General features: G+C 53.6%; 23 protein-coding genes, 4 tRNA genes and 1 riboswitch. Of the genes, 19 read left to right on the top strand and 8 right to left on the bottom strand.

What is annotated here, in order from left to right; all coding sequences use genetic code 11:
- Positions 1-7 precede the first annotated feature (7 nt).
- Positions 8-178: a hypothetical protein gene (locus HP435_RS18775; RefSeq protein WP_173599317.1), complete on the bottom strand. Its 171-nt coding sequence runs from the start codon at positions 176-178 to the stop codon at positions 8-10.
- A gap of 120 nt (positions 179-298) precedes the next feature.
- Here HP435_RS18775 and HP435_RS18770 point away from each other — a divergent pair, with 120 nt between their 5' ends.
- The 10 genes from HP435_RS18770 (at position 299) to HP435_RS18725 (ending at position 8743) form a co-directional block, all read left to right on the top strand.
- Entirely contained in the window at positions 299-1057 is a 759-nt protein-coding gene (locus HP435_RS18770) for a MerR family transcriptional regulator (RefSeq protein WP_173599316.1), read from the top strand.
- Positions 1058-1201: 144 nt separating this feature from the next.
- Complete coding sequence (locus HP435_RS18765) at positions 1202-1759, top strand: helix-turn-helix domain-containing protein (protein WP_173599315.1); 558 nt, start codon at positions 1202-1204, stop codon at positions 1757-1759.
- Between the two features lie 59 nt (positions 1760-1818).
- Entirely contained in the window at positions 1819-2304 is a 486-nt protein-coding gene (locus HP435_RS18760) for a YbaK/EbsC family protein (protein WP_173596989.1), read from the top strand.
- A gap of 98 nt (positions 2305-2402) precedes the next feature.
- Complete coding sequence (locus HP435_RS18755; protein WP_173599314.1) at positions 2403-3350, top strand: MBL fold metallo-hydrolase; 948 nt, start codon at positions 2403-2405, stop codon at positions 3348-3350.
- 142 nt (positions 3351-3492) lie between these two features.
- A riboswitch (cobalamin riboswitch) is annotated at positions 3493-3635 on the top strand.
- A 147-nt stretch (positions 3636-3782) separates the two neighbouring features.
- Positions 3783-4766, top strand: a complete 984-nt coding sequence (locus HP435_RS18750) for an ABC transporter substrate-binding protein (RefSeq protein WP_122964906.1) — start codon at positions 3783-3785, stop codon at positions 4764-4766.
- Position 4767: 1 nt separating this feature from the next.
- The gene (locus tag HP435_RS18745) at positions 4768-5805 is read left to right on the top strand and encodes a FecCD family ABC transporter permease (RefSeq protein ID WP_173599313.1); all 1038 of its coding nucleotides are present in this window, start codon (positions 4768-4770) and stop codon (positions 5803-5805) included.
- A 7-nt stretch (positions 5806-5812) separates the two neighbouring features.
- Entirely contained in the window at positions 5813-6589 is a 777-nt protein-coding gene (locus HP435_RS18740) for an ABC transporter ATP-binding protein (RefSeq protein ID WP_173599312.1), read from the top strand.
- A 13-nt stretch (positions 6590-6602) separates the two neighbouring features.
- Positions 6603-7169, top strand: coding sequence for a bifunctional adenosylcobinamide kinase/adenosylcobinamide-phosphate guanylyltransferase (cobU, locus tag HP435_RS18735; RefSeq protein WP_173599311.1), 567 nt, complete (start codon positions 6603-6605; stop codon positions 7167-7169).
- A gap of 276 nt (positions 7170-7445) precedes the next feature.
- Positions 7446-8102, top strand: coding sequence for a YitT family protein (locus HP435_RS18730; protein WP_063229751.1), 657 nt, complete (start codon positions 7446-7448; stop codon positions 8100-8102).
- 164 nt (positions 8103-8266) lie between these two features.
- Entirely contained in the window at positions 8267-8743 is a 477-nt protein-coding gene (locus HP435_RS18725; RefSeq protein WP_122964910.1) for a hypothetical protein, read from the top strand.
- Here HP435_RS18725 and HP435_RS18720 read toward each other — a convergent pair.
- The 3 genes from HP435_RS18720 to HP435_RS18710 form a co-directional block, all read right to left on the bottom strand.
- On the bottom strand, positions 8728-9849 hold the full coding sequence (locus HP435_RS18720) for an N-acetylmuramoyl-L-alanine amidase family protein (RefSeq protein WP_173599310.1): 1122 nt from the start codon (positions 9847-9849) through the stop codon (positions 8728-8730). The genes HP435_RS18725 and HP435_RS18720 overlap by 16 nt on opposite strands.
- Before the next feature lie 102 nt (positions 9850-9951).
- Positions 9952-10758: a WYL domain-containing protein gene (locus tag HP435_RS18715; RefSeq protein ID WP_122964912.1), complete on the bottom strand. Its 807-nt coding sequence runs from the start codon at positions 10756-10758 to the stop codon at positions 9952-9954.
- Entirely contained in the window at positions 10745-12052 is a 1308-nt protein-coding gene (locus tag HP435_RS18710) for a helix-turn-helix transcriptional regulator (protein WP_173599309.1), read from the bottom strand. The genes HP435_RS18715 and HP435_RS18710 overlap by 14 nt, the downstream gene beginning before the upstream one ends.
- 186 nt (positions 12053-12238) lie before the next feature.
- Between HP435_RS18710 and HP435_RS18705 the strand changes: the two genes are divergently transcribed.
- From HP435_RS18705 to thiM, 3 genes are all read left to right on the top strand, one after another.
- Positions 12239-13675 carry an RtcB family protein gene (locus tag HP435_RS18705; protein WP_122964914.1) on the top strand — a complete coding sequence of 479 codons (1437 nt, stop codon included), beginning with the start codon at positions 12239-12241 and terminating at the stop codon, positions 13673-13675.
- 225 nt (positions 13676-13900) lie between these two features.
- Complete coding sequence (locus tag HP435_RS18700) at positions 13901-14419, top strand: hypothetical protein (protein ID WP_229049707.1); 519 nt, start codon at positions 13901-13903, stop codon at positions 14417-14419.
- Positions 14409-15221 carry a hydroxyethylthiazole kinase gene (gene thiM / locus HP435_RS18695; RefSeq protein ID WP_122964916.1) on the top strand — a complete coding sequence of 271 codons (813 nt, stop codon included), beginning with the start codon at positions 14409-14411 and terminating at the stop codon, positions 15219-15221. The genes HP435_RS18700 and thiM overlap by 11 nt, the downstream gene beginning before the upstream one ends.
- 520 nt (positions 15222-15741) lie before the next feature.
- Here thiM and HP435_RS18690 read toward each other — a convergent pair.
- Positions 15742-16026 (bottom strand): phospholipase A2 family protein, encoded by a 285-nt coding sequence (locus tag HP435_RS18690; RefSeq protein WP_063229741.1) that lies wholly within the window; start codon positions 16024-16026, stop codon positions 15742-15744.
- Between the two features lie 164 nt (positions 16027-16190).
- On the opposite strand from HP435_RS18690, the gene HP435_RS18685 reads away from it, so the two are divergent.
- The 4 genes from HP435_RS18685 to HP435_RS18670 all read left to right on the top strand — a co-directional run bounded on the left by HP435_RS18685 (position 16191) and on the right by HP435_RS18670 (position 16580).
- A tRNA-Ser gene (locus HP435_RS18685) sits at positions 16191-16283 on the top strand.
- A 4-nt stretch (positions 16284-16287) separates the two neighbouring features.
- Positions 16288-16361 (top strand) — tRNA-Glu (locus tag HP435_RS18680).
- A gap of 50 nt (positions 16362-16411) precedes the next feature.
- Positions 16412-16487: transfer RNA gene (locus HP435_RS18675), tRNA-Val, on the top strand.
- A 9-nt stretch (positions 16488-16496) separates the two neighbouring features.
- A tRNA-Leu gene (locus HP435_RS18670) sits at positions 16497-16580 on the top strand.
- 166 nt (positions 16581-16746) lie between these two features.
- Here HP435_RS18670 and HP435_RS18665 read toward each other — a convergent pair.
- The 3 genes from HP435_RS18665 to HP435_RS18655 form a co-directional block, all read right to left on the bottom strand.
- On the bottom strand, positions 16747-17751 hold the full coding sequence (locus tag HP435_RS18665; RefSeq protein WP_173599308.1) for a FecCD family ABC transporter permease: 1005 nt from the start codon (positions 17749-17751) through the stop codon (positions 16747-16749).
- Positions 17748-18749 (bottom strand): FecCD family ABC transporter permease, encoded by a 1002-nt coding sequence (locus HP435_RS18660; RefSeq protein ID WP_173597064.1) that lies wholly within the window; start codon positions 18747-18749, stop codon positions 17748-17750. The genes HP435_RS18665 and HP435_RS18660 overlap by 4 nt, the downstream gene beginning before the upstream one ends.
- A gap of 89 nt (positions 18750-18838) precedes the next feature.
- The gene (locus tag HP435_RS18655) at positions 18839-20818 is read right to left on the bottom strand and encodes an AraC family transcriptional regulator (protein WP_173599307.1); all 1980 of its coding nucleotides are present in this window, start codon (positions 20816-20818) and stop codon (positions 18839-18841) included.
- Positions 20819-20952: 134 nt separating this feature from the next.
- Here HP435_RS18655 and HP435_RS29125 point away from each other — a divergent pair, with 134 nt between their 5' ends.
- Together HP435_RS29125 and HP435_RS18650 are read left to right on the top strand one after the other, a co-directional pair.
- Complete coding sequence (locus HP435_RS29125; RefSeq protein WP_255679100.1) at positions 20953-21078, top strand: hypothetical protein; 126 nt, start codon at positions 20953-20955, stop codon at positions 21076-21078.
- A 419-nt stretch (positions 21079-21497) separates the two neighbouring features.
- On the top strand, positions 21498-22034 hold the full coding sequence (locus HP435_RS18650) for a pyridoxamine 5'-phosphate oxidase family protein (protein ID WP_122964922.1): 537 nt from the start codon (positions 21498-21500) through the stop codon (positions 22032-22034).
- Positions 22035-22073 lie beyond the last annotated feature (39 nt).

The raw sequence follows: 22073 nt of genomic DNA, 5'->3' as shown, positions 1-22073 counted from the left end.
CATGCATTCAAAACGGATTGTTGTTGTGCTGTTGCAAATGATGCATCGTCTGGTGAGCATAGGCGTCGTCGCTGTAGTGGTGGACGGCGTGCTTGTCTCTGGCCCGCAAGCTGACAGACCCTGTAAAAAAGAAGGCCGCGATGAAGGTGGCTGCTACTGCGATGAGAAAATAGAGCAAAAGACATTCCCCCTTTTCACAATGGCTTGCTTTTACAATAACATTATTTTCCTGCTGCTACTACTGTTGACTTTGCCGGTGCGTAAATGTGTACGATGAATTTGTCAGGAGGGATACAAGATGGAATATACCGTGCAAAAGCTGGGTCTCCTGGCAGGTGTCAGCACCCGGACATTGCGTTACTACGATGAGATTGGCCTTCTCAAGCCGGCGAGAATCAATTCATCCGGGTATCGTATTTACGGGCAGGCAGAAGTGGATCGGTTGCAGCAAATTTTGTTTTACCGCGAGCTTGGTGTCAGCCTGGAGGAGATCAAGGAAATCATGAGTTCTCCCACCTTTGATGCGGAGCGGGCACTGCGGGAGCACCGGGAGAAGCTGTTGGAAAAACGGGCGCAGCTGGATCGGCTGATTGCGAATGTCGATCTGACTTTGGCGCAGCGAGAGGGGACGAAAACAATGACAGACAAACAGAAATTCGAAGGCTTCAAACAGCAGTTGATTCACGACAACGAGCAGCAGTACGGCGAAGAAATCCGGGCCAAGTACGGCGACGAGCGAGTAGAGCGTGCCAATCGGAAAATCAAAGAGATGAGCGAGGAAGAGTATGCGCAAGTCGAGCAATTGAACGAAAAGCTGCACGCGACGCTGAAGCAAGCGTTTGCCAGCGGCGATCCGGGCAGCGAGCTGGCCCAGCAGGCAGCCGATTTGCATCGCCAGTGGCTCAGCTTTTACTGGGACAGCTACAGCAAGGAGGCGCACGCAGGCGTGGCTCAGATGTATGTCGATGATCCGAGATTTACGGCTTACTACGACAAGGAGCAGCCTGGCCTGGCAGCATTCCTGCGCGACGCTGTCGTCATTTACACACAAGCCTAATGACTAGCGAAAAACTTCCCCTGAACCGCGCATGCTTTTGGCGGTTCGGGGGAGTTTTTTGTTTAGGCGCTATTTTCTTTTGTGTTTGTTATGTTATATAATTGTTCATTATCTGATACAAAATGCAAAGAGAGGAGCACTCTGGTGGAATCAATACAGACGATCATTGGAGCAAACTTGGAGACGATTCGCAAAAAGCGGGGCTTGAGCCTCGATAAAGTAGCGGAGCTGACGGGCGTAAGCAAAGGCATGCTGCACCAGATTGAGCGCGGCGATTCCCAGCCGACGGTGACGACCTTGTGGAAAATGGCAACAGGTCTGCAAGTGTCGTTCTCATCGCTGTTGAAGGCGCCGGACAGTGCCGTTTCTTTTGTGTCAATCGCAGACGTGTCGCCCATCATCGAAGACAACGGCTTGTGCCGGGCGTATTTGCAGTTTCCTTTTGATCCGATGACCAAGCTGGAAATGTTTCGCATCGAGCTTGACCCGGGGGCAAGCTACTCGTCGACTCCACACAATGAAGGCGTCTACGAGTACATTACCGTCAGCGCGGGCGAGTTTTGCCTGAAAATCAAGGACGAACGGTTTCGCATGTCGGAAGGAGACGGCATCCGTTTTGCTGGAAACGTTCCCCATCAGTACAGCAATGAAGGCGAAAAGCAAGCCGTCATTCAGGTCGTGATGTATTACGCAGAGCCTTAGCTATAACCATACCTGTCGTTCATTTAACGAAAACGTGTAAAAGGAAAGGAGCAAAACTAATGCAGCGATTAAAAGAAAGCGCGCAGAAAGTGCAAGCGAGATTGCAACAATTGGGGTATGACAATCAGGTGGTCGAACTGCCGGATAGCACCCGCACAGCTGCGGAGGCAGCGCAAGCGATCGGATGCGAGGTCGCGCAAATTGCCAAGTCGATCATTTTTCGCCGGAAGACGACGGACAAGCCTGTTCTGGTCGTGGCAAGCGGCACAAACCGGATCGACGAAAAGCTGCTCGCGCAATGGATGCAGGAGAAGCCGGGAAAAGCAGATGCCGATTTTGTGCGCGAAAAAACCGGATTTGTCATCGGCGGTGTCTCGCCCGTCGGACATCTGGAACCGATTGAGACGTGGATTGATGAGGATTTGCTTCGCTTCGAAGTCATCTGGGCGGCTGCCGGGCATCCGAACGCTGTTTTTTCGCTGACGCCAAAGCAACTGGTACAAATGACGAATGGCGAAGTAGCGCGCATCGCTTCCCGCCCGTAACCAGCCAAGAAACGGCAAAGCCCTCTCGAATCCGGGCACGATCAATGGTAAAGTGGAAATATTCACACGATATCAAGTTGGCAGGGGGAGAAAAATCGATGCAACCTACTGAACCGATTTCCTTGGGACACCGCATCCATCTGATTGACGGCTTTGACATGGGCTGGGCGGAGCGGACGGGAACGTATGTAATAGCAGAGGAACAATTGACGCTTGTCGAGACAGGGCCAAGCCCGTCCGTGCCGTACATTGTGGCAGGATTGCACAAGCTCGGCTTTTCGCCGGAGCAAGTCAAATACATCATCGTGACGCACATTCATCTGGATCACGCGGGTGGGGCAGGCTTGTTTTTGCGCGAATGCCCGCAGGCCAAAATCGTGGTGCATCCAAAAGGAGCGCGCCATCTGGTGGACCCGAGTCGCTTGATTGCGGGAGCGAAAGCCGTTTACCAGGACGATTTCAACCGCCTGTTCGATCCGATTGTGGCGATTCCCGAGGAGCGAATCTTGGTGCGAAAAGACGGAGACACCTTGCCGATCGGGCCGAACTGTGTCCTTGAATTTTTGGATTCGCCCGGCCATGCGAACCATCATTTCAGCATTTACGATCCGGTTAGCCGCGGCATGTTCACAGGTGATACAGCGGGCGTTTTTTATCCGCAGCTCCAAAAAGACGGATTGCATTTCGTTTTGCCGTCCACGTCTCCAAATCAGTTCGATCCGCAGGCGATGCTTGCGTCTATCGAGCGTTTTCGCAAGCGCGAACTCCAGCGTATCTACTTCGGGCATTTTGGCATGACGGAAGAAGTGGAGGACGTCTATCGGCAAGTGGCAGAGTGGCTTCCCGTATTCGTGGCAGAAGGCGAGGCGGCCGTTTCCGCCGGGCTTGGCACGGAGCAATTGGGGGACAGGCTGTTCGCTCTTGTCAGCCAGCATCTGAAAGCGCGCGGCATTGCCGAGCAGCATGAAGTGATGAGCGTCCTGCGACTGGATTTGCAGGTGTGCGCGATGGGAATTATCGATTACTTGCACAAGCGCAAACAGTAATTTTCGTCGGTTAGGCAAAAGGCTAGTGGCTGCTGCAGGTTGACGGGTAGCCTGGGCCTGCGTTTTGGTGCAAAATGACGCATTCTTTTTTGGGCCAAGGAATGCTATGATGGTGGGTGAGTCTTAGCTTGCAGGCACAAACAACTGAATACAGCAAGCAGGTGCCTCGTCTGTCATGGGCGAGGTGAAAAGGGAAGCCGGTGCAAATCCGGCGCGGTCCCGCCACTGTAAAGCGGCTGTCGCAAGCCGCAAGCCAGGAGACCTGCCTGTTTGCATGATGTGCCTGCGCCTTCGCGGAAAGGTTCGGCCCGTTCAGGACTTTTTGGCGTGACCAGATCGTTCTGGCAAGTCGACCCTTTTGTTTCCCGCTGGAAGCGAAGGGGTTTTTCTATGCTAAGAATCAACCAGTTGCCCAGAAAGGAAGTTATACATATGAAACGTTCGTGGAAACTGCTCATGCCCATGGTCATTGCTGCAAGCTTGGTCGGCTGCACAGGCAATGGCAACACGCAAACAGCCCCTGCTCCAAAGACAGAGGCGCCACAGACAACACCACAGGAAACAACGGCCAAAGCGACTGTCTACCCGCTGACGGTCAAGGATTCGACGGGAAAAGAAGTGACCTTGCAAAAAGAGCCGCAGCGGATTGTCTCCACCTCTCCGGGTGAAACAGAGATTTTGTTCGCACTCGGCCTGAACGACCGGATCGTCGGGGTGTCCGACTACGACGATTATCCGGCAGAAGCTGCCACGAAGCCGAAAGTGGGCGGTGTCGTCAAGCCGAGCGAAGAGGCGATTCTCGCCCAGTCGCCTGATCTGGTCATCGGCGGAATCTCGATGGATGAGCCTGTCGCTGCGAAGCTGAAAACGTTGGGCATGCCTGTTTACGTGACTCACCCGCAAAAAATGGATGAGATATTTGACAACATTTTGGCGATGGGTGTCATTACAAACAGACAGGAGCAGGCGGAAAAAGTAGTCGCAAGCATGAAGCAGGACATCGCGCGCGTGCAGGAAGCGGTCAAAGCGGTGAAGCCGGAAGACAAGAAAAAAGTGTACCTGGAATTTTCGCCGGGCTGGACGGTGGGCAAAGGGGAATTTCTGGATGAGCTGATTTCACTGGCAGGCGCGACAAACATTGCCGCTGATACCCAAGGGTGGAACCCGATCAGCGAAGAAAAGATTTTAAAAAGCGATCCTGACGTCATTTTGTATGCAAAAGGCATTACGGACGACAAGACAGGGAAAAAGCTGGAGGACATCATTGCGAACCGCAACGGCTGGGACAAGATGAAGGCGATCCGCGACAAGCAGATTTTCGGGATGGAGCAAAATTTGCTTTCGCGCCCGGGACCGCGGATTACCCAAGGTTTGATCGAGGTAGCCAAAGCGATTTACCCTGATCTGGTGAAATAAAATGAAGAAGCAGTTGCTTTTATGGGGAGGGGCCAGCAGTCTGATCCTGCTGGCATCGGCGGTAGTCAGCATTTCGATGGGAGCGGCATCGCTTCCGCTTTCGCAAGTATGGCTGATCTTGTTGCATCAGCTCCCCGGCATGTCGGACTTGGTTGCCGTGACATGGCCGGATTCGTCCGAGCAAATCGTGATGAAAGTGCGTTTTCCCCGCGTCATCCTGGCGATTCTGGTAGGGGCTTGCCTGTCGCTTGCGGGCGCCGGATTTCAAGGGGTGCTGCGCAATCCGCTCGCAGACCCGTTTACGATGGGAGTGGCATCCGGAGCTGCTGTCGGTGCCGCTTTTCTGATCCTGTTTGGCTTGCAATTCGCTTTTCTCGGGGAATGGAGCACGCCTGTGGTCGCCTTTTTGACGGGGCTGTGCAGTCTGTGGATTGTACTGTCGCTGGCGAAGACACAGGGCAAGCTGCAAACAGAGACGCTCATTTTATCCGGGGTCGTCATTCAGGCGTTTCTCGGTTCGCTCGTCTCTTTTATGGTGTCCTTGTCGAACCAGACGGTGAACGAAATCGTCTTTTGGCTGATGGGCAGCTTGTCGTTTCGCGGCTGGGCTTTTACGTATGTACTGATTCCGTATGTGCTGATCGGTGTAATCATCCTTGTTGGCTATGCCCGTTCCTTGAACTTGTTTGCCCTGGGAGAGCGTCAGGCAGCGCATTTGGGCGTCAATGTCGACAAGACGAAGCTCATTATTTTGCTCGTATCCACCTTGTTGACGGCGGCGGCGGTTTCGATCTCAGGGATCATAGGCTTCGTTGGCCTGGTCGTGCCACATCTGGTACGGATGCTGGTCGGGCCGGATTACCGCATCCTGCTGCCGATGTCGGCGATTTGCGGCGGTATCTACGTCCTGTGGGCGGATACATTGGCGCGAATGCTGCTCGTTCCGACGGAAATTCCGCTCGGTGTCGTGACCGCCTTTTTGGGAGCGCCGTTTTTCGCCTATTTGTTAAAGCAAAACAAACGGATCGGAAGGAGGTAGACCTGCGATGATCCACGTACGAGGTTTGCAGAAAGCTTACCAGGATGTAGCGGTTCTGAGAGAAATCGAATTCGACGTGAAGCGGGGAGAGTTTTTCGGCATCATTGGCCCGAATGGCAGCGGCAAATCGACGCTGTTGAAAATGATCTCCGGCGTCATTGACCCTGACGCGGGCGAGGTTACGCTTGCTGACAAGCCGCTTGCCCGCTATACGCGCAAGGAGCTGGCCCGTGTTCTCGCCGTACTGGAACAGGAAGGACTGCCTCCTGTCGGTTTTCGTGTCCGCGAGGTGCTGGAGATGGGGCGCTTTCCTTATCAAAACTGGCTGGGCGAGGAAAAGGAAGACGTTACGCCGCTGATTGAGGAAATCATGCAGTTGCTTGGTCTTGCGCCGCTGGCGGAGCGTACGCTGGATCAGCTGAGCGGAGGAGAGAAGCAACGCGTGGCATTGGGCAAAGCGCTCGTGCAAAAACCGCAACTGCTGTTGCTGGACGAACCGACTACGTACCTCGACATCGGCTATCAGATTCAGCTCATGGATATCGTGCGCAAGTGGCAAAAGACGACGCAAGTGACCGTCGTAGCGGTTCTCCACGATTTGAATCTGGCGTCGCTGTACTGCGACCGCATCCTGATGCTGCACAGAGGCGAGCAGATCGGTGTCGGTTCGCCGCAAGACATGCTGCAAAGCGACCGGATTGAAGCGGTGTACGGCACAAGACCGATCGTCATGGAGCATCCTGTCCATCATTTGCCGCAAATCATGCTGCAATCCCGGGCGTAAGGGAGGCGTGGGAATGATAGTACTTGTAACAGGCGGTGCACGCAGCGGCAAGAGCACGTTTGCGGAAAAATATGCGGCCCATCTGGGAAAAGCAGGCGTCTATATCGCTACCGCGCAAGCTTTTGACGAGGAGATGCGGGAGCGGATCGCAAGGCATCGCGAGCGAAGACAGCAAAGCGACTTTCCTTGGGAGACGATCGAGGAGCCTTACGCACTTGCTGACGTGATTCGCTCACTCAGACAGCGTGACGAGCCTGCGCAGAAACAGGCAGTCGTGCTGATCGACTGTCTGATCGTGTGGCTGTCCAACTGGCTGATTCGCCACGAACAGGAACAGGCAGTGGAACGCACGCTTTCGCAGGTAGATGAGCTGGTCGCGGCTTTGCAAGATTTTCCCGGAACGATTTTACTCGTCACGAATGAAGTCGGAGACGGGCTGGTTCCAGAGTATCCGCTAGGGCGCAGGTTCCGCGATTTGGCGGGCCTGATGAACCAGCGCATGGCGGCTGTTGCCGACCAGGTTTTTCTGCTCACGGCTGGGATTCCGCTGGAGATCAAAAGCAAGGCGTTTTGCTTTTAAGCAGGGGAAAAGACGGTTCGAGTCGTCTTTTTCCCTTTTTTATGCTATAATATAAGAAAAGCAATGGAAGGGATCAGGATACCATGCGTCCCCATAGGACGATCTGGAAACGTTTTGACCTCTCCTACATCTAGCTTCGTAGTAGTCGATCGTCACTTGGACGACCAATCTACTACGAAAGCGAGGCCCTTTGTATGAGTAGCGACTTATACTTGCGATGTTCCTCCGTAGTCGGTTGGTCGTCTGTGCCAAAACCGACAAAAATGCGAGGAATCGATGATGAGGAGAGCGCTGCAATTTGTTCAACGTTACGGTATGATTTTGTTTGGAGCTTGTTTGCTGGCATTTGCGTATTATCACATTAACTTTCAGAACCATTTGTCTGAAGGTGGCTTTGTTGGTTTGGGCCTGTTGGCCAAATACGTCTTTGACCTGTCGCCAGCGTTAATGGTGCTGCTGTTGGATATCCCGCTGTTTTTGGTTGCCTGGTTAGTGAGAGGGCGACAATTCATCTGGGATACGATTTTTGCCTCTTTGGCTTTTACCGGGTTTTACGAGCTGTTTGAGCAGTATTCCCCGATTGTCATGGACATGAGCAGAATGATGCCCCTGGCTTCTGTACTGTCAGGCGTATTGACCGGACTCGGCACGGGACTGGTTTTGCGCTACGGAGCAGCGACGGGCGGCGACGACATTTTGTCCCTGTTGCTCAGCAAGTATACGGGATTGTCCATCGGTACGATTTTCTTGTTGCTGGACGTGATGGTTTTGTGCCTGTCGTTCTGGTATGTGCCGATGAAAGAGATGCTGTACACCATTTTAGCTGTAGTCATTTCCAGCCAAGTGATTACCTGGACGGTCAAATCCGGAACAGGAATCGCCGCAGAGGAAGAGGCGCACGCTCATGGCAACGTCTCTGTGACGCACCAATGAAAATGAGTAATCCAGTTGAAAAACATGCCTATACACATGCGCGCAAAAGGCCAAGTCGGGTTAGCTGTCGACTTGGCCTTTTGCCATTTCTACGTACATAACTATATGGCGAAGTAGTGGATACTAACCCTTACGAGAGTTTTGACGGAAAGGACGGGGGAGCAATGAGCGATCGTTTTTTTGGCAACTACAAAGCGTTCGTGGTCATCCCGGCAAAAGAAAAGGGAGCGGGGCCAAAAGCGTTTGATCCAAGCGATTACAGCCGCCATTTCATCCTGACGTTTTCCTTGTACGATTCGCTGATTACGTGCTGGAAGGAAGCCGGGAAGTTCAAGGTTCAGCCGCGGCAAGGCTTGGCTCGTGTCATCGATGCGTTTAACCTCAAGCACGACGGCACGGCTTACTTGCAAATGCTGGAGATGGAGGACGACCAGCCGTATTTTGTGCTGGCGTTATCTTGCAAGTCGGCCGCCGATCACGAGCAAGCAGCGATTAACCGGATTACGCAGCTGCTGGAAAAAGATTTCGCCACGGATCTGTTGATCGGGGAAACGTGGTACCAGCTGATCGGCGCCAAAGGCAAATTCGAGCGGAAGCTGTTCTCCTACAACATACAGCCTTATGCTCAACCTCCGAAGTAGTCGGCGAGTCCATCCGCGATGGCTTGCGCGGCTTTTTCCTGGTACGAGGACGTGCGAACGAGCGCTTCGTCTTTTGGATTCGATAAAAAGCCCAGCTCCACGAGCACGGACGGCCTGTCGTTTTCCCGCAGGACGTGGTAGTCGCCGTAGGAGATGCCGTTGCTTTTCAAGCCTATGCCGCTTGCCAGGCGCGATTCGATGCTGCGGGCGAGGTCGTAGTCTTTGTTTTGCGCATAAAAAAAGGTCAAGGTGCCGCTGTTTGGCTTGGTCGAAGAATTGTAGTGGATGCTGACGAAGGCGTCTGCTCCCCGCGCCTCGCTGATCGCCACCCGCTGCGAGAGCGAAGGCTTTTCCGCATCGCTCGTCCGCGTCAAAATGACCTGCGCCCCGCGCTGCCGCAACTTGCTCGCCAACAGCGCCGTAGTTTTCTGGTTCAGCGTCTTCTCTTCGGTGTTCCACTTCGTTCCGAGCGTTCCTACATCGCTTCCGCCGTGCCCCGGATCAAGCACGATGACTTTGCCCCGCAGTCCGCCTGACTTGTTGCTCTTGCTAGTGGCTGGACTGCTTTTTCCTTCCTGGATGTAACTCGACGATACCCAGCCTGTTTTGCCATCGGCGGTTCTGGCCTGGAGCCAGTCTGCTTGCCTGTTGACGATCTCTACCTGCGTGCCTGCGGACAGCACGTGCAAAATGTCATGCGTAAGTCCGGGACCTTTGCGCATGCGCAGCGCATCGGCTGTCACGAAGCCTGTTTTTTTGCTGCCAGCAGCTGCTGGGGCTTGCGCGGATGTGCCTGAGCTTTTCGCAGGGGAGGAGGCGGTGCCAGCCGCGCCTTTTTGCAAGTAATAGCCGGCAACCCAGCCGCTCGTACCCTGGTAGTTGATTTTCACCCAGCCATGCGATTCGTCCGAGATGGTCACGGATGTACCGTACTTCAGCGTCGCAACGACGGACGACTGCAAAGCTGGTTCGCTGCGGACGTTCAGGGAGGTCGCTACTACTTTGGCTTGCGCTTGCGCTGCTTGTGCCGGCTCCGTGAAAGCGGCCACAGCGAAACATACGGTCAGCGCGCCGAGCAGGAACGCTGTTTTGCTTGTTCGTTTCATGATGTCTACCTCTGGTCATCGATTGTCAGTTGCTCTTTGGACAATGATAAAGGGAAAAGCAGCCTGCCAGTAGGGCATTTTTTCCTGATTTTGCTTAGGAAATTAGTGGAGGGGAGGAACGTATCGCGCCAAAGCGTTCGCGGCTGACTCAGCCATGCGCTTTTTCAGCTGATCGTTCTCGACCACTTTGACCCGCAAGCCGAGAAAGCGCAGCCGGGACAAAATAAATTCTTGCTCGTCCTGCAAAAAGCGCAAGGTGATCGTGTATTCATGTGTGTCCGGGTCGTAGGCGACGTCTTTGTCAAAGCAGGAAAAGGCGTACAAGATGCGTTGCAGCTCGTTATTGTAGCGGCGCACGACCAAGATTTTCGCCGATTTTTTGCGCGCCGCCAGTTTTCCGGCAATGACGGGCAAAAAGCTGTCGTACCACTCGTCCTCGATGTAGATTTCCTTGATGGACTGGATGAGCGAGAGTGGCGTGGTAAGCAGTTGATTGGAATCGACTGTCAACCAGATCAGATACCAGTCTTTTTTGACCAGGGAATACTCCAGCTTGTACGGGACGCCGCGCTGCTTGCGGAAAGCCGGGCCTTTTCGGGTAGCGCTATGAACCAAAATGTGATTTTTGCCGAGAATGATGCGGCGCAGCTTGCGGATGAGCGGATGCCAGACTTGCTTGGTGGACGCGCCCGCTTTTTCCACAAACGATGCTTGATCGGCCGATCGTTCGTGCGTGGCGGTCAGTTGCTGGAGCTTTTGCAAAGTATCGGCTGCAAAAAAGTGGGCGGCGGCCGGGTGGGCAAGCATCATGGCAAGCCACGCTTTCTCGTGCGACGTCACCGGATACAGGCCCGCTTCGTCCAGCCGCGCAACAAGCTGGTAGTTGTGTATTTTATCAAACAGATTCATAGTAAGCGAGCAGCTCCTCCCATTCTTTTTGAAACTGCCTGCGCAAAAAAGCTGGTGCAAGCACTTCGCAACTGGAACCGAAGCTGCGAATCCAGGGCGTGATCTCCTGCGTGCCGTTGACTGTGATCTCGTACACGAAGCTGTCCCTGGTTTCTTCCGTGATGCTGCCCCACTGACCTTGCGCCTCGACTCTTTCCTTGATGAAAGAATGCGGCGTGTGCTTGGGGTGGAAGAAGCGCAGCCTGATCGTCACGGGATCTCCTGTGTCGATGAGCCAACTCGTCTGGATTTGCTTGTCTACGCGCTCCTGCATGCGGGCAAAAGCGTCAGGATGGGCTTGTTTGCCGAGGGCGAGCTGGGTCATTCCTTCCACGCGGTATTTTTTCAGCGGGCCATTTTCGCGTTCCTGCGCGAGCAAATACCAGCGCCCGTACTGATGGTCAAAAATGACCCGCAACGGATACACGTTTTGCGGCTTTCCTGACGAATCGCGCTGGAAGGCCGGATTCGTATTTTGCGAATCGTAAAATTTGCTGCGCTTGGGCGTGAAATAGCAAAATTCAACCATTTGCTGCTTGGTGATCGCAGCGGCGAGAATCAGCGCCTGCTGCTCGTCAAGAATGCGGGAAACGAAGTGATATTTGAACAAAAAGGCTTGCCAATCCTCGCGTTGCAGGCGTCTGTCCAGGAAGCGTTGTGTCTTGTGGCGCAAAAAGTAGCCGGGCACAGCAGGCAGTTGCGTGTTTGCCATGATGTCGATGAAGTCGTGCAAGTCCAATAGCTCGTCTTCTGTCAGGCAGTTCCACAGGTCTTGCGCGAAGGAATAGACGAACGGACGGGCTTCCCCGCTTTTTTGGATGACGCCGAGTTCTTCCAAGTATTTCAAATCTTGCCGCAATGTTTTTTCATCCGGAACTTCGCCAGTTGGCGTGGAGAGAAAACAATCCAGCAGCTCTTTGGTAGAGCACGGCTGTTGGCTGAGTTGCTCCAAGAGGCGGGAAAGCCGCTCCACTTCCGACTCTTTCAACGATTTGGCGTGATAGAGAAACATCAGGAAATTGTCGGTGACAGCGAAGTGGTTGTAGCGCAACTGTGTGTAGTAACCTTTCTTCTCCTCATCCGTCACGTACTGGTAGATCGTGGACTGGATTTCCTTGAGCTTTTTCACCGTTTTATCCAGCGTGTGTACGGAGATGCCCAGTCTTTGCGCCAACTGTTGCCGATTGTAGGCGCCTGCGGTCAAAAACATCAGCCTGAGCAGCTGCATTTCTTTGTCAAAGCCTTCTCTAGCCATTTACATTCATCCTTATCCGTGCCATTTTTTCCAAATTAGTCCTCATATTACGAAAGAGCAAGAGCCAAAGTCAAGTCGTAATACTTTTGCCATGTTCATCCATGCAAAAATGAGCGAAGATAACGACAGAGAGAAGGAAGGGCACGCAAAGCTTGCCCGCTGGAAGGAAGAGAGGAGAACACGATTATGAAGACGATAAACCACGGACAGCACCATCGGGAGGTTCAGCTCGGCTCTGGCTCCGTGCATGTGTTTGCCAACGATGAAGTGTTTGCCAGCTTTGGGGAACGCGTATACGAGATGGCAGAGCACAATCTGCGCATCCCGCGCAATGTGTATTTTTCTTACACGCCGGATGCCCATGTCGGAATTGGAACATGCATTGGGACGACTGCGGTCTGGAATATGCACGACGGATTTGTGTCACCGTCGATTGTCGGTTCGGATATCGGCTGCGGCATGCGTGTGCATATGACGCCGCTGCACCGGGACGACTTGCAGGACAAAAATTTGAAGCGGAAGCTGATCGAGGCGATAGAAGCGTACGTGCCGACCTCTGAGCGCGGACAAACGGACTTTACAGACATTTCGATCGAGGAAGTCGTAAAGCATGGACTGAACGGACTGCCGGCTGCTTATTTGGCGAAGCCGACAGGCGAGCCGGGAGAAGTGAGCCGATCGCTTACACACGTGGAAAAGCATACATTTGCCTTCGATCATGCGGCGTTGGCACACATTCCGGCCAAGTCGTGGCAGCGGGCGTGGGGTCAGCTCGGAACATTGGGGGGAGGAAATCACTTCATTGAAATCCAGGCGATCGAAATCGCGGAAGAAAACCGGGAGATCGCCACAGAATGGGGCTTGTTCGACGGGCAAGTCGTGATCATGATCCACTCTGGCTCCCGCGCCTGGGGAGCGACGCTGGGAAGAGATTACACGAAAAGCTTCAAGGAAGCGATGTTCAAATGGGGGATCGAGAACCCGGAGCCGAATCTGGTTTACGCGCCAATCGAGACGGCGGAAGGGCAAAGATACTTGAACCTGATGTACTCGGCGTTGAACTACGCCGTTACGAACCGCCATCTGATCGGCTACTCCGTGGAACGGGCTTTTCAGGATGTGCTGGGAAAAGACTTTTCGACCCCGGTGCTGTACGATTTGATGCACAACTACGCCCTTCAGGAGTATCACCGCAACACGCCGATGTTGATCCACCGCAAAGGGGCGACCAAGGCGCTTCCGGCAGGCCACTTCCAAAATCCGAAGGCGTACAAAAAGACTGGGCATCCGGCGCTGATCCCAGGCTCGATGGGAACATCTTCCTACATTATGGTAGGGGCAGACAGCGGAGCGAAAAACTTTTACTCGATCTGCCATGGCGCAGGACGCGTGCGCTCCCGCAAGGCTACGAAAGAAATCGTGACGATTGATCAGTTCGAGCGCGCCTTGCGGGTAGGCGAGGATGACGAAATCATGGTCAATCACCGCTCGCTCGCAGCGATTTTGGATGAATGTCCGCAAGCTTACAAAGACGTGGATCAAATTATCGATTCCGTCGTCGGGGCAAAATTGGCGTCTGTCGTAGCCAAATGCAAGCCGCTGATCGCAATCAAAGGGGTATAAGAAGAGGTGGTTCCCGGTGTCGCGCGGGGGCCATCTTTTGATTTTTCCAAAATAGGTTCGAATGTAACATAAATTGCATGGCTTGTGCAACCGATATCAAAAAGGAGACATTATAGGGGAGATAGGGGAACAAATATGGCTACATACTATTACTTCACCTGCCAAAAGTGCCGAACCCGGGGGGGAGTTTTCGGCGAACAGCCTTGGGGGTGGGGGAACTTTGACATGATCGAGTCCTTCAAGTTTCTGGCCCATCACATCCGCACTTGCGGGGAGGATTCCATCCGCGTCATCTCGGAAGATGTGGACGAATACGTCGATCAGTTGCATGGAGAATACAACACCTTCCTGGAAGAGACGAAGCATATTTTCCCGCATTCCAAAGATTGGGAGTTTCTTGATCGGTGGAAATCGCTCAAAGTCGAGGAATTGAAGGAAAAATGGGTAGAGGAAAACCGGATCGCGCATCCGGATGAACGTTTGAAGATTTGCGGTACGCTGGAGGACTTTGAAATTTTGCAGCAGCGGGCGGGGCGCATTTCTTTTTTGGCAAAGGTGCGGGACGATACGGACACGCTCTGGAAGGTGGTTGCCAGCTCGCCTGAATTGCCTGTCTTGCATCATTCCTATATCATCATAGGAGTAAGACAGGATCATCCGGAGCTGGGGAAAATCGTGGAAGTGTTCAAGATGGTTCCCCGCTCTGTAGATAGGAAAGAGAGGGAAGGCGAACGTGAAGCTTGAAGCGATCAGTGAACTGCTTGAAAAAGTACGGGAGCGCAATCCGCTTGTGCACAACATCACCAACGTTGTCGTGACCAACTTTACAGCCAATGGCTTGCTCGCGCTCGGAGCATCTCCCGTCATGGCTTATGCGAAGCAAGAAGTGGCGGACATGGCGAAAATCGCGGGATCACTCGTCCTGAACATGGGCACCTTGAGCGAGCGGGAAGTAAAGGCGATGCTGATTGCGGGCAAATCGGCCAATCAGCACCACGTTCCGGTCTTGTTCGATCCGGTAGGCGCAGGAGCAACCCCGTATCGAACCGAAACGGCACAAAAAATCGTGCGCGAGCTAGATATCGCCCTGGTTCGCGGAAATGCGGCGGAGATTGCCAACGTCATCGGGGAATCGTGGGAGATTAAAGGCGTGGACGCAGGCGAGGCAGGCGGAGATGTCGCTTCGCTCGCCAAAGCAGCTGCCGAGAAGCTGGAGACGGTAGTGGCGATCACGGGCAAGGTGGATGTCATTTCAGATGGCAGTACGGTGTACGCCATCGACAACGGCCATCCGATCTTGACCAAAGTGACGGGAACAGGCTGCCTGTTGACTTCCGTCATGGGGGCTTTTGCCGCTGTTGCCGAAAACACGTTGGCGGCTGGGGCTGCTGCGCTCGTCGCATACGGTGTGGCTGCGCAAAAAGCAGCGGAAAAATCGGCGGCAGACGGTCCGGGCAGCTTCCAGATTCAGTTTTTGGATGCGCTGTCCTCCGTATCGGCCGACGATATCCATCGGCTGGGCAAGATCGAACAGCATAAGCTGTAAGAACCGAAAGCAGACTCGTCGCTGTTCGGAAGCCGAGAAGCCGGATTTTGGCAGCAAGTTGCCTTGGGTGGGGCGGGAAGAGCAGCTTCTTCCCGTCTCACCGCTTGGGCATGTGCTTTGGGAATGAAAAAATCCCCTGTTTTCCAGGGGACGAAAATGATCGCGACTGTATGGCTATGATTAGGCTAGATAAGTTAGGGCGTAGCTGTAATTTCGCAGCGTATAGCATAAGAGCTTCTTTTGGTGCTCCGAGAGCGCTAGGAATACAAATTCTACTTGATCATTTTCAAACTTGCGGACGTAAAAGCAGGAAATCCCATGGCAGATCACTTCTCTTTTAAGCGACAGTGCAGCACGGGCGTCGGTGCATATGTGTACTTCCACGGCGTGTAACCTCCTTGGACATTCAATAGAGTACCAAAAAAAGCCAAGGAAAATCACGGGAAATATGGCGGAATTATGTCCAAGTAGTTACCGTTTTTTGTATAAAGAATGATAAGAATGACAATTCGTAAAAAGGCTACTTCATGTCGTCAGGAATACACTTCGATCGGGAAAAATAGGCGGAAATCATCGCAGCCATCCTGCCTTTTTCCGTGCTCATATCGATCTTGTCCTGCAAACAGCGCAGCAGCTCCTGATCGCAGCTGCACGAAAAGTAGCCGCGCTTCTGGTAGCAGTAGTCATGTTTTTTGCAGCAACGGTCGATATCGTCGATAGGGGCGCCTGGTCCAGAGCAGCCTGGCCCGCACCAATTTCCGTACAAACAAGGGATACGTCTTGCCCGCCGTCGTCTTCTGCCCACCTGTCATCACTCCGCAACATAGATGATTACTGGTAGCATATTGGCGGAGGGAGAAACTTGCTTTAGGCAATTCCCACAAATTTTAAAATATATCTTGTAATCGTTTGCTAGATATGATAGATTAATTCTTGCCTGAGCTGTACAGCTCGGCAAGTGATACAGATGGATGGATGTCCGAGCGGCCGAAGGAGCACGATTGGAAATCGTGTAGGCGGGGTCGACCCGTCTCGTGGGTTCAAATCCCACTCCATCCGCCATCTTGGCCCGTTGGTGAAGCGGTTTAACACAGCAGCCTTTCACGCTGTCATACAGGGGTTCGAATCCCCTACGGGTCACTTAGAAGCCCAACAACTGGTTGGGGCCCCGGCGAAAGTCGGGGTATTGTGGAGGCTTAGCTCAGCTGGGAGAGCATCTGCCTTACAAGCAGAGGGTCGGCGGTTCGATCCCGTCAGCCTCCACCATTTTCATACGCGGTCGTGGCGGAATTGGCAGACGCGCTAGATTCAGGTTCTAGTGGTGGCAACACCGTGGAGGTTCAAGTCCTCTCGACCGCATCGCTTTATCAATGAAAGGTTCTTGTTCTGCTGTTTCTGGCAGAACAGGAGCCTTTTTGCTATTTCCAAATCATGTACAAGCATTTGGCCATGCAAAACAAAAATCCCATCCATACAGAAAAAGGAGCCGGGGGACCAGCCTCCGACTCCTTTTCGCTTCTGCCGATCATGCCCCTGGCCGTTTGCGCCTGAACAGGAGGTACAGGAAAAACGGAGCGCCCACTCCGGCGGTAAATACGCCCGCAGGAATATCGAGCGGCAAGAACAGCATTCGTCCCGCCAGATCGGCAAGCAGCAGCACGATTGCGCCGATGAGCGCTGCCGTCGGGATGACGATTCCGTAGCGATTGCCGACGAGCTTTCTCGCCATATGCGGGGCAAGCAGGCCGATGAAGGAGATCGTTCCGGCGATGCCGACCGCTACCCCGGCGAGGGCGACGCTGAGCAGCATCGCGACCATTCGGCTCATCTGAAGTCTGCTGCCGAGACCGATCGCTGTTTCTTCGCCGAGCGCCTGAATGTCCAGCTCTTTCGCATACAAGAGCGACAGCGGGATCAAAGCGACGATCCACGGCCAGATGGCCTTGATATAGCTCCAGTTCGTCCCGTACAAGCTGCCCGTCATCCAGTTCAGCACCTGGGCTGCGAGATAGGCGGGGCCGCTCAGCAGCAAAAACATCGTCAAGGCGCTCATCGCCGTCGAGATGCCGATACCGATTAGCACGAGCCGGGACGGAGTGACTCCCTTTTTCCAGGCGAACGAGTAGTTGACCGAAGCAGCGGCGAATGCCCCTGCGATCGCGATGATCGGCACGTAATGAATACTGTAGCTGGTAAAGGCGGTCATAAAAGCGACCACTGCTACCGAAGCGCCGCCCGTAACGCCGAGCAGGTCCGGAGAAGCGAGCGGATTGCGGATCACTCCTTGCAGCAGGCTGCCGGAAACAGCCAATGCCGCGCCGATCAGGAGCGCCGCTACGATGCGTGGCAAACGAAACTGTGTAATAATCAGATCGCTTCCTTCGCCGTTCATGCCGACAAGCGACAGGACCACGTCCCGAATCGGAATGGATACACTGCCGAGCGACAGACAGAAGACGGCGAGGATCAAAGCCGCAACGGCAAGCGAGCTTACGATCGTCGCATTTTTCCATGTCGGACGTCTCTTCATGACTTCCTCCTTCTCGCCACGAAGATCAGGAACGGAACGCCGATCAGCGCCGTCGCCACGCCGACCGGGACTTCTTTCGGCATAAGGACGAAGCGCGCGGCGAGGTCAGCCGCTACCAGCAAAATCGCTCCGGTCAAGGCGCTGTAAGGAAGCAGCCAGCGGTGATCGCTGCCTACCGCGTATCGGCACAGATGCGGCACGATGAGTCCGACGAAGGCGATCGGTCCCGCCGCCGCTACGGAGCTGCCAGCCAGAAGGACGACTGCGAGCGCGGAGGCGGCCCGGATCAGTGTCAGCCGCTGACCGAGCGACTTGGCGTTGTCGTCGCCTAGCGCCAGCACATTGAGGGAGCCTGCGATCAGCATTGCGAGGAGCCAGCCGACGCACAAGTACGGCAGGACGAACAGCAGATGGCCCAGCTCTCGACCCGATACAGAGCCGATCATCCAGAGCAGCGCCGTTTCCAGCGAATGCTTGTGAATGAGCATAATCCCTGAGGTGACCGAGGACGCGAAGGCAGCAACAGCCGCCCCGGCCAGCGTCAGCTTGATCGGCTCGAAACCGCCGCCCCCCTGCATGCTCAGCGTATATACGAACAAGGAAGTTATCGCCGCTCCGCCGAGCGCGATCCAGATCATGCTGCTCATCGGCAGGGACGATCCGGTTAAGGCAAGTCCGATAACGATAAACAGAACGGCACCGGAATTGATCCCGAGCAGAGAAGGCGAGGCTATCGGGTTTTTCGTCAGCACCTGCATGATCGCTCCGGCAACGGCCAAGCTCGCTCCGACGGCGGCGGCGATCAGCGCCCGGGGAACACGCGTAGTCGTCACGATCAGATGCTCGTTGGAGCCGTCAAACTGTGTATAGGCGAGCCAGATGTCGCGAAGGCCGAATTGTTGCAGCCCGAACAGGACGCTGGCCAGCATCCCGAGCAGAAGGATCGCACACCCGACGGCAAGCCCGATCCATTTCCATTTCCGCCTGCGACTTTGCATCACTATCCCATTGTCCTTCACCTCTTTTCGTGTTCTGAACAAGAAAAAAACCGGCGTCAGCTTCAAGCCGACGCCAGCCAGCGTTTATGTTACTTCACTTCGAAATAAGCGGCCAGCTCATCGAGCAGCAAGTTCGCCGCCTTGTAGCCGCCTGCCGAGTTCCAGATCGCCTCGTCTACCTGGATCACCTTGTTCGCTTTGGCAACGTTCAAGTTTTTGAACAGCGGGTCGTTTTTCCATTCCTCCACAACCTTCGCCGCATCGTTTTTCCCGGCTTGCTCCGACACGAAGTAAAACATGACGTCTCCGTCCATGCTCGGGATCGTTTCCTTCGTCATCACTTCGATGAAAGAATCTTTGTCCTGAGCGGGCGGGCGAGCGATGCCGAGTTGATCGAGCAGCACCCCGGAGAATGTCTGCTTCTGGTAAATCCGCACCTGCGACGCGGAGAAGCGGACGACCGACACTTTTGTTGCCGCTTTGCTGCCCAGCTTCGCCTTCACGTCGGCAACGCGCTTGTTGAAGTCCGCCATCGCTTTTTCGCCTTCGTCCTTCTTGTTGATCGCTTCCATGTACAGCTTGAAATTGATTTGCCAGTCGCCAGCCAGGTCAGCCGCGAATATGGTCGGCGCAATCTGGTTCAACTGCTCGTATATTTTCTCCTGCCGGACTTTGTTTCCGATAATGAGATCCGGCTTCAAGCTTGCGATCATCTCGATATTCGGCTGCAACTCGTCGCCGACGACCGTGACGTCTTGCATCTCGTCCTTGATATGGTTGTACCACGGCGAGCCGACCCACGATTGGACGGCGCCGATCGGCTTCACGCCTACAGCAAGCAGCGCTTCCGTACCTTCGTTTGTCAAAATGACGACTCTCTTCGGCGTGCCGTTCACTGTCGTTTCGCCCATTGCGTGCTTGATGACGCGGGGCGCTTCTTTATCCGACGAAGTCTGGGACGCCGGGGCTGTCGCCTCTGTATTTTGCTGTTGTCCTGCCGTCCCGCTGGCCCCCGTACCCGGATTTGTCGTACCTCCGGAGCATGCGCTTAGCAGCAAAGCGAAGCAAAAGAGCAGTGTAACGGCTAAAGATGTTCTGGTCTTTCTACGCATCGATAAATGTCCCTCTCTCTCATGTTGATAACGATTATCAATTACATGAACACTATACCGTTGAAGCTCTCGCGCAACAATGGGAGATGTGGACAGGAAGGATGGATTTTTTAGACGTTGCTCCTGTTTCAGCGCCTTTTCTTTAAAAGCGGTCGGCGAAACGCCCTCGTTTTTTTTGAACTGGCGGCTGAAATAGTAGCTGTCCGGGTAACCGACGCTTTCGGCAATTTCTTTAAGCGTGCAATCGGTCCCAAGCAGCAGCTCTTTCGCTTTCGTCATGCGAAGCTGGATTAAGTAATCGATCGGGCTCGTCTCGTAGCGTCGCTTGAACCAGCGCAAAAATTGGCGCGGATTGCAGTCGAGCATCTCTACGAGCGATTCAAGCGTAATCGGCCGGGCGTAATGCTGGTTCATGAACAGCACCGCCTGGGTGACCGGGTCCGGCTTGATCGGCTCGATTCCCTGCTGGTCGAGCTGCCGCATGACTTCGTAGACGAATTGATAAAATAACGACTTCACATGCAATTTGTCGATAAGACCAGCCGCGATCCATTCCTTCGCCATTCGCTCGGCGATATCGAGCAAAAAAACAGGATATTGCGGCGCAAATCCGTACTGCATGCGAAACGGATCGTCCAGCTCCGCTTGCCGCATCAATTCTTTGCGGCTAGGAAGGGAGGCCGATGCCTTGTACAAAATCATGTAATATTCGAATGATTGCTTGGCGGCAATATCGAGGCAAACGCCCTTGCCCCCGTGAAAAAGATGAAATCGCTGCACATCGTACGGCACTCCGTCGAGCCTTACTTGCGCGCTTCCGCGGGTCGCATACAAAAAAGCGTTGGCTGGCAGCCGATAGGCGAGCAGCTCTTCGCCGCTTTCCATGCTTCTATGTCGTATATCCATCACTTTGACGGAAGCCTGATTCCACAGCAACAGATGATCGTCCAGTTTCATTCGTTTCGCCTAGCCCCTTCCAACTCCAAGCTCAAGTCCATAATGCTCGTTGCTACTCATTATATTTGATAATAATTCTCAATTACAACGACTATTCTTATAAAAGGAGAAAAAAGATAGGGACCGTCAATGAAATGTCTACGTTGGAAGAGCGGATGACTTTGTTCGGGGAAGTATTCGGAATGCCTGAGCAAGCGAAGGAATTTATCGCACAGTATGAGACAAAACGCGAGGAATCATCTATGAAGATCTGGGGATGAAAGCTCCGGCCATGGTTGAAAAAGAGTTTTTCAACCGAGAGAATCCAAAATCGGAAGGCTACTATTCGCCGATTTCGCTGGAAGTGATTGGGGAATGCTTGTACGATACTTTTGTAAACGCACTGTTGGAACTGCCGGTTGCTCGGAAGTAATTTTTGCCTGTCTTTTGGAAAATAAATCCTGATTGTCAGATAGAAGAAAAAGCAAGCAGTGCCCGCTGTTTTGTTTGTAACCGCGGCTTGGCAGAGAGGGGGACAATCGCCTTTATCGTGTCAAGCCGCTTCTTGTGCGTTCACGCGACTGACTTGCATGTATTATGGATTGCTCAAACTCAACGCATATGGACGTTTCTCTTCACTCCAATACTTGCTAAACTTGCCTACATCATACATCAATTCAATTCATGAGGAGTGAAGAAAATGGATGGAGTGCGTTACAAGGTAAGAGAAGTGTTGGACAAGAGCAAGATTGAGGCATTTTTGCAGCAAGCGCGAATCGGGCATCTTGGCATGGTCGACGGACAGTTGCCGTATGTGGTTCCGCTCAATTTTGTTTGGACAAATGGGAAGCTTTACTTCCATGGAGCCACTGGCGGGAGACGCAATCAGGTGATGAGCGCGAATGCGGAGGTCTGTTTTACGGTTTGCGAGGAATACGGAACGATTACCGATCCGGTGCCAGCCAAGACGGACACAGCGTATATGAGTGTCATCGTTTTTGGCAAGGCAGAACCCGTCGCCGATCTGGATGAAGCGACACACATGCTGCAAGAAATGATTCATAAATACGTGCCTGGTTACTATAAACGGCCGTTGCCCAAGCAGCATGTAGACAAATACCGTTCAGCCGTATTCGGTGGCCCGGTGCAGGTGTATCGAATTGATCCACAGCACATCACCGCCAAAGAAAATCCAATAGAGGAAGAAAAAATGTTCAAACCGGGACTAACGGTGTGACTGGTATGAAAATCCAGCGATTTGTCGTTCAATTGATCG

This window comes from Brevibacillus sp. HD3.3A, assembly GCF_013284375.2.
In the GTDB taxonomy this organism is placed as follows: Bacteria; Bacillota; Bacilli; order Brevibacillales; family Brevibacillaceae; genus Brevibacillus; species Brevibacillus parabrevis.
The sequence above is the reverse complement of the archived record's forward strand: the minus strand, read 5'-3'. Positions and strand labels throughout refer to the sequence as shown.

Bases quoted from the DNA above. Each gene is read 5' to 3' on its own strand.
- HP435_RS18770 (WP_173599316.1), top strand. From the start codon at position 299: ATGGAATATACCGTGCAAAAGCTGGGTCTCCTGGCAGGTGTCAGCACC.
- HP435_RS18760 (WP_173596989.1), top strand. From the start codon at position 1,819: ATGCAGCGATTAAAAGAAAGCGCGCAGAAAGTGCAAGCGAGATTGCAA.
- HP435_RS18755 (WP_173599314.1), top strand. From the start codon at position 2,403: ATGCAACCTACTGAACCGATTTCCTTGGGACACCGCATCCATCTGATT.
- HP435_RS18750 (WP_122964906.1), top strand. From the start codon at position 3,783: ATGAAACGTTCGTGGAAACTGCTCATGCCCATGGTCATTGCTGCAAGC.
- HP435_RS18745 (WP_173599313.1), top strand. From the start codon at position 4,768: ATGAAGAAGCAGTTGCTTTTATGGGGAGGGGCCAGCAGTCTGATCCTG.
- HP435_RS18740 (WP_173599312.1), top strand. From the start codon at position 5,813: ATGATCCACGTACGAGGTTTGCAGAAAGCTTACCAGGATGTAGCGGTT.
- cobU (WP_173599311.1), top strand. From the start codon at position 6,603: ATGATAGTACTTGTAACAGGCGGTGCACGCAGCGGCAAGAGCACGTTT.
- HP435_RS18730 (WP_063229751.1), top strand. From the start codon at position 7,446: ATGATGAGGAGAGCGCTGCAATTTGTTCAACGTTACGGTATGATTTTG.
- HP435_RS18725 (WP_122964910.1), top strand. From the start codon at position 8,267: ATGAGCGATCGTTTTTTTGGCAACTACAAAGCGTTCGTGGTCATCCCG.
- HP435_RS18720 (WP_173599310.1), bottom strand. From the start codon at position 9,849: ATGAAACGAACAAGCAAAACAGCGTTCCTGCTCGGCGCGCTGACCGTA.
- HP435_RS18715 (WP_122964912.1), bottom strand. From the start codon at position 10,758: ATGAATCTGTTTGATAAAATACACAACTACCAGCTTGTTGCGCGGCTG.
- HP435_RS18710 (WP_173599309.1), bottom strand. From the start codon at position 12,052: ATGGCTAGAGAAGGCTTTGACAAAGAAATGCAGCTGCTCAGGCTGATG.
- HP435_RS18705 (WP_122964914.1), top strand. From the start codon at position 12,239: ATGAAGACGATAAACCACGGACAGCACCATCGGGAGGTTCAGCTCGGC.
- HP435_RS18700 (WP_229049707.1), top strand. From the start codon at position 13,901: ATGATCGAGTCCTTCAAGTTTCTGGCCCATCACATCCGCACTTGCGGG.
- HP435_RS18665 (WP_173599308.1), bottom strand. From the start codon at position 17,751: ATGAAGAGACGTCCGACATGGAAAAATGCGACGATCGTAAGCTCGCTT.
- HP435_RS18660 (WP_173597064.1), bottom strand. From the start codon at position 18,749: ATGCAAAGTCGCAGGCGGAAATGGAAATGGATCGGGCTTGCCGTCGGG.
- HP435_RS18655 (WP_173599307.1), bottom strand. From the start codon at position 20,818: ATGAAACTGGACGATCATCTGTTGCTGTGGAATCAGGCTTCCGTCAAA.
- HP435_RS29125 (WP_255679100.1), top strand. From the start codon at position 20,953: ATGTCTACGTTGGAAGAGCGGATGACTTTGTTCGGGGAAGTATTCGGA.
- HP435_RS18650 (WP_122964922.1), top strand. From the start codon at position 21,498: ATGGATGGAGTGCGTTACAAGGTAAGAGAAGTGTTGGACAAGAGCAAG.